This window comes from Rhodobacter capsulatus, assembly GCF_003254295.1.
Taxonomy (GTDB): Bacteria; Pseudomonadota; Alphaproteobacteria; order Rhodobacterales; family Rhodobacteraceae; genus Rhodobacter; species Rhodobacter capsulatus.
The window spans coordinates 353,513-370,494 of record NZ_QKZO01000002.1 but is presented as its reverse complement, the minus strand read 5'-3'; the positions used below and the strand labels follow the sequence as shown (position 1 = coordinate 370,494).

At 65.6% G+C, this 16,982-nt stretch carries 14 protein-coding genes; 10 read left to right on the top strand and 4 right to left on the bottom strand.

Features of this window, described 5'->3' with window-relative positions:
• Nucleotides 1-194: 194 nt before the first annotated feature.
• The 6 genes from LY44_RS04115 to LY44_RS04090 all read left to right on the top strand — a co-directional run bounded on the left by LY44_RS04115 (nt 195) and on the right by LY44_RS04090 (nt 6,079).
• Nucleotides 195-2,018 carry an extracellular solute-binding protein gene (locus LY44_RS04115; protein ID WP_081024317.1) on the top strand — a complete coding sequence of 608 codons (1,824 nt, stop codon included), beginning with the start codon at nt 195-197 and terminating at the stop codon, nt 2,016-2,018.
• Nucleotides 2,015-2,131: a lipoprotein gene (locus LY44_RS04110; protein ID WP_055208362.1), complete on the top strand. Its 117-nt coding sequence runs from the start codon at nt 2,015-2,017 to the stop codon at nt 2,129-2,131. The genes LY44_RS04115 and LY44_RS04110 overlap by 4 nt, the downstream gene beginning before the upstream one ends.
• 97 nt (nt 2,132-2,228) lie before the next feature.
• A complete protein-coding gene (locus LY44_RS04105) occupies nt 2,229-2,546 on the top strand; it encodes a hypothetical protein (RefSeq protein WP_055208365.1) in 318 nt (105 codons plus the stop codon).
• 65 nt (nt 2,547-2,611) lie between these two features.
• The gene (locus LY44_RS04100; RefSeq protein WP_055208368.1) at nt 2,612-4,150 is read left to right on the top strand and encodes a class I adenylate-forming enzyme family protein; all 1,539 of its coding nucleotides are present in this window, start codon (nt 2,612-2,614) and stop codon (nt 4,148-4,150) included.
• The gene (locus LY44_RS04095; RefSeq protein ID WP_055208370.1) at nt 4,147-4,770 is read left to right on the top strand and encodes a DsbA family oxidoreductase; all 624 of its coding nucleotides are present in this window, start codon (nt 4,147-4,149) and stop codon (nt 4,768-4,770) included. The genes LY44_RS04100 and LY44_RS04095 overlap by 4 nt, the downstream gene beginning before the upstream one ends.
• A gap of 91 nt (nt 4,771-4,861) precedes the next feature.
• On the top strand, nt 4,862-6,079 hold the full coding sequence (locus LY44_RS04090) for a multidrug effflux MFS transporter (RefSeq protein ID WP_055208942.1): 1,218 nt from the start codon (nt 4,862-4,864) through the stop codon (nt 6,077-6,079).
• Nucleotides 6,080-6,085: 6 nt separating this feature from the next.
• Here LY44_RS04090 and mfd read toward each other — a convergent pair whose 3' ends face one another.
• Both mfd and LY44_RS04080 read right to left on the bottom strand, forming a co-directional pair.
• Nucleotides 6,086-9,532 carry a transcription-repair coupling factor gene (gene mfd, locus LY44_RS04085; RefSeq protein WP_055208372.1) on the bottom strand — a complete coding sequence of 1,149 codons (3,447 nt, stop codon included), beginning with the start codon at nt 9,530-9,532 and terminating at the stop codon, nt 6,086-6,088.
• A 38-nt stretch (nt 9,533-9,570) separates the two neighbouring features.
• Nucleotides 9,571-10,104, bottom strand: coding sequence for a component of SufBCD complex (locus LY44_RS04080; protein ID WP_065118319.1), 534 nt, complete (start codon nt 10,102-10,104; stop codon nt 9,571-9,573).
• A 139-nt stretch (nt 10,105-10,243) separates the two neighbouring features.
• On the opposite strand from LY44_RS04080, the gene hemB reads away from it, so the two are divergent.
• Nucleotides 10,244-11,242 (top strand): porphobilinogen synthase, encoded by a 999-nt coding sequence (gene hemB / locus LY44_RS04075; RefSeq protein ID WP_055208376.1) that lies wholly within the window; start codon nt 10,244-10,246, stop codon nt 11,240-11,242.
• A gap of 108 nt (nt 11,243-11,350) precedes the next feature.
• A complete protein-coding gene (locus LY44_RS04070; protein WP_055208378.1) occupies nt 11,351-11,908 on the top strand; it encodes a lipid-binding SYLF domain-containing protein in 558 nt (185 codons plus the stop codon).
• Between the two features lie 76 nt (nt 11,909-11,984).
• Here LY44_RS04070 and LY44_RS04065 read toward each other — a convergent pair whose 3' ends face one another.
• Nucleotides 11,985-12,605, bottom strand: a complete 621-nt coding sequence (locus LY44_RS04065; protein WP_055208380.1) for a lytic transglycosylase domain-containing protein — start codon at nt 12,603-12,605, stop codon at nt 11,985-11,987.
• A gap of 192 nt (nt 12,606-12,797) precedes the next feature.
• Between LY44_RS04065 and ssb the strand changes: the two genes are divergently transcribed.
• A complete protein-coding gene (gene ssb, locus LY44_RS04060; RefSeq protein ID WP_055208382.1) occupies nt 12,798-13,331 on the top strand; it encodes a single-stranded DNA-binding protein in 534 nt (177 codons plus the stop codon).
• Between the two features lie 180 nt (nt 13,332-13,511).
• Here ssb and LY44_RS04055 read toward each other — a convergent pair whose 3' ends face one another.
• Entirely contained in the window at nt 13,512-14,384 is an 873-nt protein-coding gene (locus tag LY44_RS04055; RefSeq protein WP_055208943.1) for an NAD(P)-dependent oxidoreductase, read from the bottom strand.
• Nucleotides 14,385-14,495: 111 nt separating this feature from the next.
• Between LY44_RS04055 and LY44_RS04050 the strand changes: the two genes are divergently transcribed.
• Nucleotides 14,496-16,970, top strand: a complete 2,475-nt coding sequence (locus tag LY44_RS04050) for a penicillin acylase family protein (RefSeq protein ID WP_055208384.1) — start codon at nt 14,496-14,498, stop codon at nt 16,968-16,970.
• Nucleotides 16,971-16,982: the final 12 nt, after the last annotated feature.

Here is a 16,982-nt window from a genome sequence, read left to right as displayed (position 1 = left end):
GCGCAAAAAGAAAAAGACGCCCGCGCAAGGCGGGCGTCAAGTCATGAGGCAGGTTTCATACAGGCAAGAAACCTATCGAGCAGTGACCTCTTTATAGACCCGCACGGCGCTGCTTCCAAGGGAAAAGTTTGCCTGGGCTATCGGCAGGCGTTAGCTTGGCGCCTGAAAAGACAGGCAAACGGGAGATTGTTGCGATGCAGGGATCGGTGTTTTTCCGCGCTCTCGCCCTTGTGATATTGGCTTTTGGCGGGGTTTGGGCAGGCTTTTCGGCGCAGGCCGGGCCAATGAGCGGAATCGCCATGCAGGGGCAGCCCGCGCTTGATCCCGGGCGGATGCACCTGCCCTATGCCGAGCCGCAAGCGCCTTTCGGCGGGCGGATGCGGATGGGCGAATCGGGAAGTTTCGATTCGCTCAACCCCTGGATCCTGCAGGGACGCCCGGCGCAGGGGATTTCCGGCTATGTCACCGAATCGCTGATGCTGCGCAGTTTCGACGAGCCCTTCAGCCTTTACGGGCTCTTGGCCGAAACCATCGAGACCGATGAAAGCCGCTCCTGGGTCGCCTTCACCCTGCGCGCGCAGGCGCGGTTTTCCGATGGCAGCCCGGTCACCGTCGAAGATGTGATCTGGTCCTTCGAGACGATTGGCACCAGCGGCGGACCGCGCTATCAGACCGCCTGGAAAAAGGTGAAATCGATCCGCCAGACCGGGCCGCGCAGCCTGCGCATCGATTTCACCGAGCCGAACCGGGAACTGGTGCTGCTGATGGGGATGCGCCCGGTCTTGTCGAAGAAGCAGTGGCAAGGCCATGATTTCGCGTCTGAAATGCAGATGTTCCCGATCGGCTCGGGGCCCTATGTCATCGAAAAGGTCGACATGGGCCGGTCGATCACGCTCAGGCGCAATCCCGATTGGTGGGGCAAGGATCTGCCGATCACCCAGGGGTTGCATCATCTCGATCAGCTGCGCTGGGAGTATTTCGGCGATCAGAACGTGATGTTCGAGGCCTTCAAGGCGGGCGAGATCGACCTTTACCGCGAAACCAATGCCGTGAACTGGGACAGCGACTATGATTTCCCGGCGGTGACCGCGGGGCGGGTCGTCAAGGAAGAGATCGCCCACCAGCTGCCCTCGGGGATCAAGGGGCTGGTGATGAACACGCGCAAACCGATTTTCGCCGATTGGCGGGTGCGGCAGGCGATGATCCTCGCCTTCAATTTCGAATTCGTGAACAAGACCCTGACCGGCGGCCGCGAGCCGCGGATTTCCTCTTATTTCGCCAATTCGGCGCTGGCGATGCCGCCCGGCCCCGCGACGGGCAAGGTGGCCGAGCTGCTCGCCCCCTTCGCGACGGATCTTCTGCCCGGCACGCTGGAAGGCTATGCGCTGCCGGTTGCCGATGGCACGACGCAAAACCGGCGCAACATGCGCGCGGCGTCGCAATTGCTGGAGGAAGCGGGCTGGACCGCGGGCGATGACGGCGTCTTGGAGAACGCCGCGGGCATGCCTTTCCGCTTCGAAATCGTGCTGCAGCAAGGCGCCTCCGAATCGCAGACGGTGGTCGACATCTATCTCGAGTCGCTGCGGCGGCTGGGCATCTTCCCACGGGTGACGGTGGTCGATGACGCGCAGTTTCAGGCGCGCAAGACCGATTACGATTTCGACATGACCTGGATGTTCGTCGCCACCTCGCTCTCGCCCGGCAACGAGCAATATCTTTACTGGGGCGCGCAAGGCGCCGATGCGCCCGGATCGCGCAACCTGATGGGGATGCAGGATCCGGCCGCCGATGCGATGATCGCGGCGCTGCTGGGCGCGCAGACGCCCGAGGATTACACCGCCGCGGTGCAGGCGCTCGATCGGGTGCTGACGGCGGGGCGTTACGTGATTCCGATCTGGTATGCGCCGGTGGCGCGGGTCGCACACAGTCGTGAGCTTCACTTTCCGGCGCGGGGTCCGCTATACGGGGATTGGCCGGGCGTGACGCCCGATGCATGGTGGCATGAGGCGAAGAAATGAAGAAAGCGATCCTTGTGATGGTGCTGGCCGCGGCGCTTGCGGGGTGCAACACGGTTGCGGGCGTCGGCGCCGACGTGACCGATGGCGCGCACAAGGTGCAAAGCTGGTTCTGATCCGCATTCCGCGGCGCAGGCAGAAATTTCCCTTTTCAGACCGCGATTTGCGGCGCAAGATCGAGCCCTGCGGAGGGGCTCGGAGACGGAGGTCGGGATGAAGTGGCATCATGTGCAGGACAACTGGCCTGCCTTCTTCGAGGCGATCATCGACCGTTGGCCCGATGCCGACGAGGCCGAGCTTGACGAGATCGACGGCGATCAGCGCGCCTTCATCGCCTATATCATCGAGCTGACCGGGCAGGAACCCGAGGAAGCCCGGGCCGAGATCCGCGAATGGCTGACCGGCGAATTGCCCTCGGACGTGGTGATGGATCCGCGGCACGACAATCACTCGATCGCCTTGTCGAAAAAATACGTCCCCGAGGGCGAGGACGAATACGACGACGATTCGCGCTTCGGCGACGAGGAATGATCCTGCGCACGGCAAGCTGATCCCGCACCGCTTGCAACCGCAGGCGGCGCGGCTTAGCAAGACGCATGCTGTCGATCCATACCTCCGCCCCGCTTGCCCCGCCGCCCGCCGCCTTCAACATGGCGGCCCATGTGCTTGCCCGCGCAGATGCGCTTGCCGACCGCTCGGCGCTGCAGATCGTCGGCCCTTCCGGGGCCGAACGCTGGTCTTTCGGCCGTCTGGCCGCGGCGGTGCGCGGCACGGGGACCGGGCTTTTGCGCGCGGGTCTCGTGCCCGGCGATCGCGTGCTCTTGCGGCTTGGCAACACGCCCGAATTTCCGGTGGCCTTCCTCGGGGCCATTGCAGCGGGCCTGATCCCGGTGCCGACCTCGGCGCAGCTAACCGGGGAAGAGATCACGAAGATGGCGGCGCAGATCGCCCCGGCCGCGGTGGTGGCCGGAACCGGCGTTTCGCTTCCCGATCATCCGCCGATGATCCTGACCGAAGCCGATCTGAAGCGGTTCGAGACCCTGCCGCCCTGTGATTATGCGCTCGGTTCTGCCGATCGGCTTGCTTATATCATCTTCACCTCCGGCACGTCGGGCTCTGCGCGGGCCGTTTGTCATGCCCATCGTGCGATCTGGGCGCGGCAGATGATGCACGAGGGCTGGTATGGGCTGAGCGGCGCGGACCGCATCTTGCATGCCGGTGCGTTCAACTGGACCTATACGCTTGGCACCGGGCTGATGGATCCCTGGACGGTCGGGGCCACCGCGCTCATTCCTGCGCCGGGGGTCGAGCCCGCCATGCTGCCCTTGTTGCTGCGACGCTTCGATGTGACAATTTTCGCGGCTGTTCCAGGTGTTTACCGGCAACTTTTGAAGCAGCATGCAACGCTTGACCTGCCGCGTCTGCGGCATGGCCTTTCGGCGGGCGAAGCGCTGCCCCGGCTGACCCGGCAGCATTGGACCGAGGCCAGCGGCACCCCGATCTTCGAGGCGCTGGGCATGTCGGAATGTTCGACCTTCATCTCTTCCTGCCCGGCCAATCCGGCGCCGGAGGGGACGATGGGCTGGCCGCAACCCGGCAGACAGATCGCGGTGCTGTCGCCCGAGGGGGCCCCGGTGCCCCGGGGCGAACCGGGCGTGCTGTCGGTGCATCGCAGCGATCCGGGGCTTTTCCTTGGCTATTGGGGCGCGGAAGCCGAGGCGCGGGCAAAGTTCACCGCGGATGGGGACTGGTTCCGCACCGGCGACGTCGTGCGGATGACCGAGACCGGCGCCATCGCCTATCAGGGCCGCGGCGACGACATGATGAACGCGGGCGGTTTCCGGGTCAGTCCGCTGGAAGTCGAAGCTGCGATGGTCAGCTGCCCAGAGGCGGGCGAAGTCGCCGCGATCGAGTTGCGCCTGTCGGAAGAAACCAGCCTGATCGCTCTGGCCCATACGGGATCGGCCTCGGCCGAGGCGCTTGCCGCGCATGCCAAGGCGCATCTGGCGCGGTACAAGCAACCCCGGATCTACCAGCATTTCCCGGCCCTGCCGCGCAACCGCAATGGCAAGATCGACCGAAAGGCCCTGCGCCAGCTCTGGCCGACACTTGCAGACAGGGCCTCAACCAAATGATCACGCTTGATATTTTCGCAGACCCGACATGTCCCTGGTGTTATCTTGCCAAAGCGCAACTTGACCGTGCGCTGGAAGCACGTCCCGGTCATCCGTTTCTGATCTCCTGGCAGCCGTTCCAGCTCAATCCGACGCTGCCGCCCGAAGGGATGGACCGCGGAGCCTGGTTGCGCGCGCGGTTCGGTGCGCAAGCCGATCAGGCCGACCTGCCCGTGCTTGAAGCCGCCCGAACCGCCGGGGTGGCGTTGAACATGCCAATAATCGCCCGAATGCCCAATACGCTGAACGCCCACCGCCTGCTGCATTGGGCCGGGATCGAAGGCGCGCAGACTGCGGTCATGTCCGGCTTGCTGCGCGCTTATTGGCGGGATGGGCAGGATATCGGACAGACCGACATCCTTGTGAAGATCGCCGCCGAGGCCGGGCTGGAGCCAGGCATGATCCGTCGCCTGCTTGCGACTGACGCAGATGCCCAGACGATCCGGTCCCGCGCGGCGCATGCGCGCGAACGCGGCATTGTTTCGGTGCCAACCTTCATTCTCGACAATACTCATGTGATCACAGGCGCGCAGCCCGCCAGGCTCTGGATGCAGATCCTCGACGAGATCGCTGCGACATAGCTGTGCAGCCCTGCACGGCAATGTGCTGGACTGCGCTCTGGTTTTCGGCGCGCAGTCGGATATGGTTCTGCGCAACCCTGAAAGGCTGTGCATGTCCGACCCTCACGCATCTGCGGCGCCCGCCCGCATTCCCGTCTTCGAATTCACCGCGCTGATGGCGCTTCTGGCCGCCACGGTCGCATTTTCGATCGATGCGATGCTGCCTGCGCTGCCCGAGATCGCGGCCAAGCTCTCTCCCGAGTCGATCAACCGCGCGCAGCTTGTGCTGACCTTCTTCGTCCTTGGCATGGGCGTGGGCACGTTCGTCGCCGGTCCGCTTTCGGATGCGATCGGGCGCAAGCGGACGATCGTCGTCGGCGTGAGCATCTTCGTGATCGGGGCCGTCATCGGGGCCCAGGCGCAAAGCCTCGAAGTGTTGCTGGCGGCGCGGTTCGTGCAGGGTCTTGGCGCCGCGGCGCCACGGATCGTGCCGATGGCGCTGGTGCGCGACATGTATTCCGGGCGCGAAATGGCCAAGGTGACCGCCTTCATCATGATGGTCTTCATCCTTGTTCCCGCGCTCGCCCCCTCGGCCGGACAGCTGATCATCGGGTTCGCGGGCTGGCGCGGCGTGTTCTACGCCTTCATCCTTTTCGCGCTGATCGGCCTCGCCTGGCTGAGCCTGCGCCAACCCGAAACCCTGACGCCCGAGCGGCGGCGCCCGTTGCGGGCGGGCCTGCTCTGGGCGGGCACCAAGGAGGTTCTCGGCGATCGCGACGTGCGGCTTTGCATCCTGACGATGACACTTGGCTTCGGACAGATGTTCGCGCTGCTTTCCTCGTCACAACAATTGTTTGCGGCCTTCGGTGCAGTTGAGAGCTTTCCGAAATGGTTTGCTTTGATGGCGATTCTGGCGGGCTCCGGCACGGCTTTCAACGCGCTCTTCGTGATGCGTCTGGGGATGCGCCGGATGGTGCGGGGAACCTACATGATGCAGGTCGTCTCCTCGGGCGCGATGCTGGCGCTGATCCTCGGCGGGGCCGTGACGCCGCCCCATGGCTTCGCCTTCCTGTTCGCCTGGACGGTCACGGTCTTCATGATGGCGGGGATCACCTTCGGCAATCTGAACGCGCTGGCTATGCAGCGGATGGGCCATCTCGCCGGTTTGGCGGCCTCGGTCGTCTCGGCGCTCTCGACGATGGGCGCGGTGCTGATTGCCGCCCCGGTCGGGCTGATGTTCGACGGCACCGCGCTGCCGATCGTCATTGCGACGTTCACCTGCTCAAGCCTTGCCGTGATCCTGATGGGGCTTGTGCGCGAAAACGGCTAGGGGGCGTCACGCCCCCTTTTTCTTCTCGGCCTTCTTGCCCGCAACGACCTTTTCGGCCAGATCGCGGGCAATCGCGAAGGCGCCCTTGATCTTCTCGGCATCGCTCGTCCAGTCCCGCCGGACCACGACCTTGTTGCCGTTGATCTTCGCGGCCCCGCGTTCGGCGCTGATGAAGTCGACAAGCCCGGCCGGGTTCGGGAACTTGTCGAGATGGAACTGCACCGTGGCGCCTTTCGGCCCGGCATCCATGCGCGAAATCTGCGCCCGTTTGCACATCGCCTTGATCCGCACGACCAGCATCAAGGTGTTCACTTCCTTCGGCAGCGGCCCGAAGCGGTCGATCAATTCGGCCGCAAAGCCCTCCATCTCGACCTTGCTTGCCAGGTTCGACAGCCGCCGGTAAAGCCCCAGCCGCACATCAAGATCGGGGATGTAACTCTCTGGAATCATGACCGGAACGCCAAGATTGATCTGCGGCGACCAATCCCCGTCGCCGGTCGTTTCGGTCAGCTCGCCCGATTTCAGCTTCGAGATCGTCTCCTCGAGCATCGCCTGATAAAGCTCGTAGCCGACTTCCTTGATATGGCCCGACTGCTCCTCGCCCAGAAGATTGCCCGCGCCGCGCAGATCCAGATCCTGGCTGGCGAGCGAGAACCCCGCGCCCAGATTGTCGAGACTGCCAAGCAGCCGCAGCCGCTTCGTCGCCTGCGGCGTCAGCGGCAGACGCGGCTTCGTCGTCAGATAGCAATAGGCGCGCAGTTTCGAGCGCCCGACCCGACCGCGGATCTGGTACAGCTGCGACAGGCCGAACATGTCGGCGCGGTGCACCACCATCGTGTTCGCCGTCGGAATATCGAGCCCCGATTCAACGATCGTCGTCGCCAGCAGCACATCATGCTTGCCGTCGTAAAACGCGTTCATCCGGTCGTCGAGTTCCCCCGCCGCCATCTGCCCATGCGCGACGATGAAACTGACCTCGGGCACATGGGTCCGCAGGAACTCCTCGACCTCGGCCAGATCGGTGATCCGCGGCACGACGTAGAAACTTTGCCCGCCGCGGTAATGTTCGCGCAGCAGCGCCTCGCGGATGGTGACGGTGTCGAACTCGCTCACATAGGTGCGGATCGCCAGACGATCGACCGGCGGCGTGCCGATAATCGAGAGATCGCGCACCCCGGTGAGGCTGAGCTGCAATGTCCGCGGAATCGGTGTCGCGGTCAGCGTCAGCACATGGATTTCGGAGCGCATCTCCTTCAGCCGTTCTTTGTGCTGAACGCCGAAATGTTGTTCCTCATCAATGACCAACAGGCCGAGGTTGCGGAATTTCACGCTCTTGGCCAGCACCGCATGGGTGCCGATCACGATATCCACCGTGCCATCCGCCAGCCCGTCGCGCGTCGCATTGGCCTCCTTGGCCGAGACGAAACGGGACAGCGGCTTCACCGTCAGGGGCGTGCCGCGGAACCGTTCGAGGAAGGTCTTGGCATGCTGGCGCGCCAGCAGCGTCGTCGGCGCGATCACCGCCACCTGCATTCCGGAGCTGGCCGCGACAAAGGCCGCCCGCATCGCCACCTCGGTCTTGCCGAAACCGACATCGCCGACGACCAGCCGGTCCATCGGCCGCCCGGCGGCAAGATCGGTCACCACATCCTCGATCGCCGCCATCTGGTCGTCGGTCTCGGTATAGGGGAAGCGCGCCGCGAAGGCCTCCCAGTCGTGATGCGCCGCCTCGAGGATCGGCGCCGGGCGCAGCAGCCGTTCGGCGGCAATCCGCATCAGCCGGTCGGCGATCTGCCGGATCCGCTCCTTCAGCTTTGCCTTTTTCGCCTGCCAGGCGCCACCGCCCAGCTTGTCGAGCAGCCCTTCCTCGTGGCCGTAGCGCGACAGCAGCTCGATATTCTCGACCGGCAGATACAACCGATCCCCCCCGGCATATTCGAGCAGCACGCAGTCATGCGGTGCACCAAGCGCCGTCACGGTCTCCAGCCCCCTGTAGCGGCCGACGCCGTGATCGACATGCACGACCAGATCGCCCGGAGACAGGCTTTGCGCCTCGGTCAGGAAATTCTCGGCCTTGCGCTTGCGGCGCGGTTTCGCCACCAGCCGGTCGCCCAGAACATCCTGCTCCGAGATCACCGTCAGCCCCTCGGCCTCGAAGCCGGCATCCAACGGCCAGACCGCAAGCCCCAGCCCGTCGATGCCGCGCGCATCGGAAATCAGCTGCGCGCCGCTCAGACCTTCGTCTTCCAATAATCCTTTCAGACGTTCGCGCGCGCCTTCGGACCAGCTCGCGATGACCACCGGCCCAAACCGCAGCCTTGCTTGCACATGATCCTTCAAGGCCCCGAAAAGGCTTACATTTTCCAGCTGACGTTCGGGCGCGAAATTGCGTCCGATGCGGCCTTCGGCATTCAGGATGCCCGGCCCGGGCGGCGCGGGTAGCACCTGCAGCTTCAGCACGCGATGCCGGGCCAGCCCGGTCTCCCAGGCTGTTCCGTCCAGATAGAGCAGATCCGGCGGCGCGGGCTTGTAGACCGTATCCAGCCGGTCACGCCGGTTCATCGCTTCGCGCCTTGTGTCATATTGATCGGCGATGCTGTCCCAGCGCGCCGCCCGTTGCGGCTCGATCTGATCGTCCAGAATCACGGTGGCATCGGGCAGATACTCGAACAGAGTCTCCAGCCGGTCGTGGAAAAACCCCAGCCAATGTTCCATCCCGGCATGTTTGCGCCCGGCCGACACCGCTTCATAAAGCGGATCATCCGTCCCGCCCGCACCGAATTCGATCCGATAATTCTGCCGGAACCGGGTGATCGAGGCCGGATCTAGGATCACCTCGCTCACCGGGGCAAAATCGATCTGCGAGAGTTTCTCGGTGGTGCGCTGGTTCGCCGGATCGAAGCGCCGCGCGCCATCCAGCACATCGCCAAACAGATCCAGCCGCACCGGCCCGCCTTCGCCCGGCGGATAGATGTCGATGATGCCGCCACGCACCGCATAATCGCCGGGCTCCGACACGGTCGAGACCGGCGAAAACCCCATGCGGACCAGAAATTCCTTCAAGGCCTTGTCATCGATGCGCTGCCCGACCCGCGCCGAGAAACTCGCCCCCGCCACCAGATCGCGCGCGGGCAGCCGCTGCGTTGCCGCCGAAAGCGTGGTCAGCAGCACGAAGGGCCCCGTGATCACACCCTTTGCCAAAGCCGCGAGCGTCGCCATCCGCGCCGCCGAGATCTCGGGATTGGGCGAGATCCGGTCATAGGGCAGGCAATCCCAGGCCGGAAAGGTCAGAACCACCGCCTGCGGATCGAAAAAGGCCAAAGCCGCCCGCATCGCCTCGAGGCGGCGGTCATCGCGCGCGACATGAAGGACGGGCTTTCCCCTGGCCAATTCCTTGACCAGAAGTTTCGCGTCATGGCCCTCGGGGGCGCCGGAGAGAAGGAAATGCTGCATGGGCGAGAGGTATCGGAACGCGCGGACCTGTCAAGGCCTCAGCCGAAGGGCGAGAGCTGCAGATTCTGGAACATGCCCCAAAGCGCGGTGAAACAGATCGAGCCCATCCCGATCGCCTGCACCGAAACCCGATGCCGCAACAGGATCCGCGCCACCACCTCCACCTCGGGCGCTTCGGCCAGAACCGGCTCCAGCCGCGCCGCGGTGCGCAGGCTCAAAAGCCCGACCCCGCTCAGCGGCACCAGGATCAGCGCCACCGCCTGGGCGAATTCGATCCGGAAGACGAAGCCCAGCCCCAGGATCAGGCTGAGCAGGAACGAGGTAACCAGCGTCAGCATCACCCCCGCCTCGCGGCCGATCGACAGCAACCGGCGCACGTTCACCGCGGTCAGCATCAGCATGTCCTCGGCCACGGGTCCGCCCCGGCGCCGCGCCCGCAAGATCAGATCGAAAGGCACGCCCAGAACGTAATGCGAGGCCGTCGACCAGGTCACCGCCAGCGCGATCCAGTACCAGAGGTTCGAAAACGACCGCATGTCGATCAGATCGAAGATCGTTTGCAGAATGTCCAAGGTCTTGCCCGCCCGTTGCCTCGCCCCGGTTTCGCGCATCGGGGACCGGGTTGCAAGCGCGCCTTCGCGCGGGCGCGACAATGCGGGGCTTGAGCCGGTCTGCGATCCGTGGCACCCACGGCGACGAAGGAGACCGCCCATGACCCTGATCACCCCCCCCTTTCCCACCAATCGCCTGCGCCGGATGCGCCGCACCGAAGCCCTGCGTGACCTCGCGCAGGAAAACCGCTTGTCGGTCAAGGACCTGATCTGGCCGATCTTCATCACCGATGTTCCCGGCGCCGATGTCGAGATCGCCTCGATGCCGGGGGTTGTCCGCCGCACCATGGACGGGGCTCTCAAGGCCGCCGAGGACGCCGCGACGCTGGGCATTCCCGCGATCTGTCTCTTCCCCTACACCGATCCGGCGGTGAAGACCGAGACCTGCGAGATGGCCTGGCAGCACGACAACTTCACCAACCGGGTGATCGCGGCGATGAAACAGGCGGTGCCCGAAGTGGCGATCATGACCGATATCGCGCTCGATCCCTATAACGCCAACGGCCACGACGGGCTGGTGCGCGACGGCATCATCCTGAACGACGAAACCACCGAGGCGCTGGTGAAGATGGCGCTTGCCCAGGCCGAGGCCGGGGCCGACATCCTTGGGCCCTCCGACATGATGGATGGCCGCGTCGGCGCGATCCGGCAGGCGATGGAGGCTGCCGGTCACAAGGATATCGCCATCCTGAGTTACGCCGCGAAATATGCCTCGGCCTTCTATGGTCCGTTCCGCGATGCGGTCGGCGCCTCGGGCGCGCTCAAGGGCGACAAGAAGACCTATCAGATGAACCCCGCCAACAGCGCGGAAGCCCTGCGCAATGTCGCCCGCGACATCGCCGAGGGCGCCGACATGGTGATGGTGAAACCGGGCATGCCCTATCTCGACATCTGCCGTCAGGTGAAGGACGCCTTCGGGATGCCGACCTATGCCTATCAGGTCTCGGGCGAATATGCGATGCTGATGGCGGCGGTGCAGAACGGCTGGCTCAACCATGACAAGGTGATGCTGGAAAGCCTGATGGCCTTCCGCCGCGCCGGTTGCGATGGTGTTCTGACCTATTTCGCCCCTGCCGCGGCGAAGCTGATCGGCGCCTGACCGCGCATCCGCTGTCCTCGGCCGCGGGCGCAAGTGACAAGCGCCCGCGGCTGCGCTAATCTCGCTCCAACCGGCCCGTTCAGGCCCGGAAAGACACGGAGCGAGCAGATGACAGAACTTTCCAGACGGTCCCTTCTCGTGCTCGGCGGTGCCAGCCTTGGTCTGGCCGCCTGCGGCAATGGCGTGGGCTCGAACGGCGGCACCACGATCGATGCACGGGTCAATGCCACGCGCGACTACATGTTGCGCAGCTTCCCCTCGACGCAGCAATTGATGAGCAAATCGGTCGGCGTGCTTTACATGCCGCTGATGACCGAGGCGAGTTTCGGTTTCGGCGGCGCCTTCGGGCGCGGTGCGCTGCGGATCAACGATGTCACGGTGGATTACTATTCCGCCGCCTCGGCCTCGGTCGGCTTTCAGATCGGGGCGCAGCAATATGCCCATGCGCTGTTCTTCATGACCGAAAAGGCGCTCGCCGATTTCCGCCGCGCCGATGGCTGGGAACTGGGCGCCGATGCCCGCTACGCCCTGCCCGATGGCGGCGCCGCAATCGGCACCGACACCACCACGACGCTCGCGCCGGTGGTGGTGCAGGTCTTCGGCCAGTCCGGCCTGATCGTCGGCGCCTCGCTGGCCGGGACGAAATACACCCGCATCATTCCCTGAAGACGATCCTCCGAAAACCTGAAAGGCGCGGAATTTTCCGCGCCTTTTCATTTGGATGCAGATCGAAGCTCAGACGTCAGCCGCCGTAGACGACCTTCACGTAATTCGTCGTCTCCTGATAATTCGGCACGCCATCGGCCTTGTCCACCGCCTCGGGCCCGGCGTTATAGGCGGCCAGGGCCAGCCGCCAGTCGCCGAAACGGTCATACATCATCCGCAGATAGCGCGCCCCGCCGTCCAGATTCTCGATCGGGTCGGTCGCATCGACGCCCAGAAGCTGCGCCGTGCCCGGCATCAGCTGCGCCAGCCCCGTCGCCCCTTTCGGCGAGACCGCCCCGGGGTTCCAGCCGCTTTCCTGCTGCACAAGGCGCAGGAACAGATCCTCCGGAACGCCGTGCCGCGCCGCCGCCGCCTTGGCATGGGCCAGATATTCGCCCTTGTAGCGGCCACTGTAGCGCGGCACCGCCCCCGAGGATCCCAGCCCGCCCTTCGGCGCATCGGGGCGCAGCCGCACCGAATTGTCATATTGCCCGGAAAGCCGACCATCCAGCAGCGCAAATTGATTGCGCCGCACGGTCGATTGCGCCTTCGACGAGGCCCGCCCCAGCACCAGCCCCTCGGCATCGGCCTTGGTGACGACAGCCGGGCTGACCGTCACGGCCATCGCAAGCCCAACCGCTGCAACGATTTTTCGCATAAACAACCCTGCAGGTGCCCTCTTCGGCCGGAACTATAGGCGCAATCGGCCCGCCTGCCTAGCGTCTTGCGCCGCGGCCCGATTTATGGGCAAAGTATTGCCGACGCTCCCGAACGGGGCCGCCTTGCCGCGGCCCCGTTCGGGGTCATTTCGAACAATCGCCGGGTCGCTCCGGCCACTACGGAGAGTTTCATGGCGGGATCGGTGAACAAGGTCATTCTGGTGGGCAACCTCGGGCGCGACCCGGAGGTGCGCAGCTTCGCCAATGGCGGCAAGGTCTGCAACCTGCGCATCGCCACCTCGGAATCCTGGCGCGACAAGCAATCGGGCGAGCGCAAGGAGCGCACCGAATGGCATTCCGTCGCGATCTTCAACGAGCCGCTGGCGAAGATCGCCGAGCAATATCTGCGCAAGGGCTCGACCGTCTATATCGAGGGCCAGCTGGAAACCCGCAAATGGACCGACCAGCAGGGCCAGGAACGCTACACGACCGAGGTGGTGCTGCGCCCCTACACGGGCAACCTGACGCTGCTCGGCGGCCGGGATGGCGGCGGCTCGGGCGGTGGCGGCGGTGGCAATTACGGCGGCGGCGCGCAGGGCGGCGGTTATGGCGGCGGCTACGATGACGGCCCGGGCTATGGTGGCGGCGGCGGCGGCGCATCGGCCCCCTCGTCGGGCGGCGGTGGCGGTGGCCGCTCGGATTTCGACGACGACATTCCGTTCTGACACCAGGGGGCCGCAAGGTCCCCTTTCTCTTGCGGCCTCTCTCTTGTGGAAGGCGCGCGGGGGCGCTGCCCCCGCACCCCCGAGGTATTTGCGGCAAGATGAAGGGAAACCCGTTGTGCCTTTCACCTTGGTGCAAATATCCTTGGGGGCGAAGCCGGGGGCAGCGCCCCCCCCTCGCGCTCAGCCGATCGCGCGCAGCCGCGCGATCAGGCTTGACGTGTCCCAGCGCCCGCCGCCCAGCTTCTGCACATCCTTGTAGAACTGATCGACCAGCGCCGTGACCGGCAGGCTCGCCCCGGTCTCGTTCGCGGTCGCCAGACAGATCCCCAGATCCTTGCGCATCCAGTCGACGGCAAAACCGAAATCGAAGCGGTTTTCCGCCATCGTCTGCGCGCGGTTCGCCATCTGCCAGCTGCCCGCCGCGCCCTGCGAAATCACCTCGACCAGCGCCCCGGCATCAAGCCCGGCCTTTTCGGCGAAATGCAGCGACTCGGCCAGCCCCTGCACCAGCCCGGCAATCGCGATCTGGTTGCACATCTTCGCCAGCTGCCCCGCGCCGCTCTCGCCCAGCCGTCGACAGATCCGGGCATAGGCCGCCATCACCGGCTCGGCGGCGGCATAATCCGCCTCTGTGCCGCCGCACATCACCGAGAGAACGCCATTCTCCGCCCCCGCCTGCCCGCCCGAGACCGGCGCATCGACGAAGCCCAGCCCCTTCTCAGAGGCCAGCGCCGCCAGCTCCCGCGTCACCTGCGCCGAAACCGTGGTGTGATCGACAAAGATCGCCCCCGGCGCCATCCCGGCGAAAGCCCCCGTCGCGCCCAGACAGACCTGGCGCAGATCGTCGTCATTGCCGACACAGGCCAGCACGAACTCCGCCCCCGCCGCCGCCTCGGCCGCCGTCGCCGCGCGGCTGCCCGCGTGCTTCTCTCCCCAGGCCTCGGCCTTGGCGGCAGTGCGGTTCCACACCGTCACCGCATGGCCGCGCGCCGCCAGATGGCCCGCCATCGGAAAGCCCATCACCCCCAAGCCCAGAAACGCCACCTTGGCCATCGCCATCCCCCTGCACGCGTTTGCGCGTTGAACATTGCCTGCCCGTGACTTAGTAACGCCCCCGCCTGCCCCGTCAATTCTTCGCGTCAAATCCCGGTCAAAGGTCCTCGCATGTATCGGCTGTTCACCTGGTTGGTCCGCATCGTCACGACCTTGCTTGCGCTGGCCGTGCTTGCGGCTTTCGGGGTCTGGTATTTCGCCACCCGCTCGCTGCCCGATTACGACGCGACCTATCAGATGGAGGGGCTCTCGGCCCCGGTCGAGATCGTGCGCACGACCGAGGATGTGCCGCATATCTTCGGCAGGACCGATGCCGATGTCTATTTCGCGCTGGGTCTGGCCCATGCGCAGGACCGGCTGTGGCAGATGACGCTGGCACGCCGCACGGTGCAGGGCCGGCTGAGCGAGGTCTTCGGCGCAAAGACCCTGAAAACCGACGAGCTGATGCGCCGGCTCGATCTTTACGGCGCGGCCCAGACCTCGGTCGCGGCGCAAGATCCGGTGACGGCCTCGGCGCTTGAAGCCTATGCGCGCGGCGTGAACGCCTGGATCGAAGAGGTGAACCGCGCCGCGCTGGGTCGGGGGGCGCCCGAATTCTTCCTGTTCGATGCCGAGATCGCCTATTGGACCCCGGCCGATTCGATCGCGCTGCTGAAACTGATGGCGGTGCAGAACGCCACGCAGATCGACACCGAGGTTCTGCGCGCGCAACTCTCGATGCTGGGTCAGGGCTGGGCGGCGGATCTGATGCCCGCGGTGCCCGGCCCCGGCACCATCGCCCTGCCCCGTTATGCCGAGCTTTTCCCGGGGCTTGACCCCGCGCAGCTGCAGACCGCGACGGATGCCGAAGAGCCGCTCTCGCCCTTTGCGCATCGTGATTTCGCCGCCGCCTCGAACGCCTTCGCCGCCGCCCCCGCGCGTTCGGCCGCGGGGGGCTCGCTTTTGGCCAATGACCCGCATGCGGCCTTTTCCGCCCCCTCGCCCTGGTATCTGGCCCGGCTCGAGCTTTCGACCGGCGGTGTGATCGGCGCCACCATCCCCGGCATTCCCGCCATCCTGACCGGCCGCAGCGACCAGCTTGGCTGGGGCATCACCGCCGCTTTCGCCGATGACGAGGACCTGTTCGTCGAGGAGCTTGATCCGAAAACCCCCGGGCGTTACCGCAGCCCCGAGGGTTGGGCCGAATTCACCACCCGCAAGGTGATCGTCACCGTCAAGGATGCCGCGCCGATCACGCTGACGCTGCGCTGGACCGAAAACGGCCCGGTGCTGCCCTCGGGTCACTTCGATCTGGGCAAGATCACCCCGCCCGGCCATGTGATCAGCCTTGGCTGGTCGGCGCTGTCGACCGCCGATACCTCGATGAGCGCGGCGCTGAAGATCATGCAATCGAAGACCGTGCCCGAGGCGGTGGCGGCGGGCGAAGGCTTCCTTGCCCCCGCGCTCAATCTGACGCTGGCCGATGCGACCTCGGTCGGGCTGGTGACGCTCGGCGCGCTGCCGCTGCGCGATCCGGCCAATGCGACCGAGGGGCGGATGCCGCAACCGGGCTGGCTTCTGGCGAACCGCTGGCATGGGCGGCTGCCTTATGACAGCAATCCCCGCCTGCTCGACCCCGAGGGCGGGATCGTGGTGAACACCAACAACAAGCTGATCGACCGGCCGTTTCCGCTGCATGTCAGCTACGATTGGGGCGACAGCCAGCGCGTCGCGCGCCTGACCCGGCTGATGGGCGAGCGCGAGGTGCATTCGCGCGAAAGCTTCATCGCGGTGCAGACCGACACGGTTTCCCCGGCGGCGCGCGGGCTTTTGCCGCTTGTGGGTGCCGATCTGTGGTTCACCGGCACGCCCGCGCCCGAAGGCACGCCCGAGCGCTTTCGCCAGCGTGCGCTGGAACTTCTGGCCGCCTGGGACGGCGACATGAACGAACACCTGCCCGAGCCGCTGATCTATGCCGCCTGGATGCGCGAATTTCAGGACCGGCTGATCCGCGACGAGCTGGGCCCGGAACTCTCCGCAAAATTCATCCATATCGAGCCGCTCTTCCTCGAAAAGGTGCTGCGCAACGTCGATGGCGCCGCGCGCTGGTGCGACGTGCTGCAATCGGCGCCCTCGGAAACCTGCACCGACATCGCCCGGGTCTCGCTGGATGCGGCGCTTCTGGAGTTGAAGGAGAAATACGGGCCGCAGATCGAAAGCTGGCGCTGGGGCGACGCGCATGAGGCCCGGCATGATCACGCGGTTCTGGGGCGCAATCCGCTGCTTGGCTGGCTGATGAACATCCGGCAATCGACCTCGGGGGGGGATTTCACCCTCAACCGCGGCCTGACCGCGGGCAGCGGCCCCGATCCCTTCGCCAATATCCACGGCGCGGGCTATCGCGGCGTCTATGATTTCGCCGACCCGGATTCCTCGGTCTTCATCATCGCCACCGGGCAATCGGGCCATCCGTTCTCGTCCCATTACGACGATCTGGCCGATCTGTGGCGGCGCGGCGAATATGTGCCGATGTCGCTCGACCCGGAGCTTGCGCGCGCCGCCGCCGCCGGGATCACCCGGCTGGAGCCGCTCGGCGCTTCCGAGTAAGCGCGAAAGGGC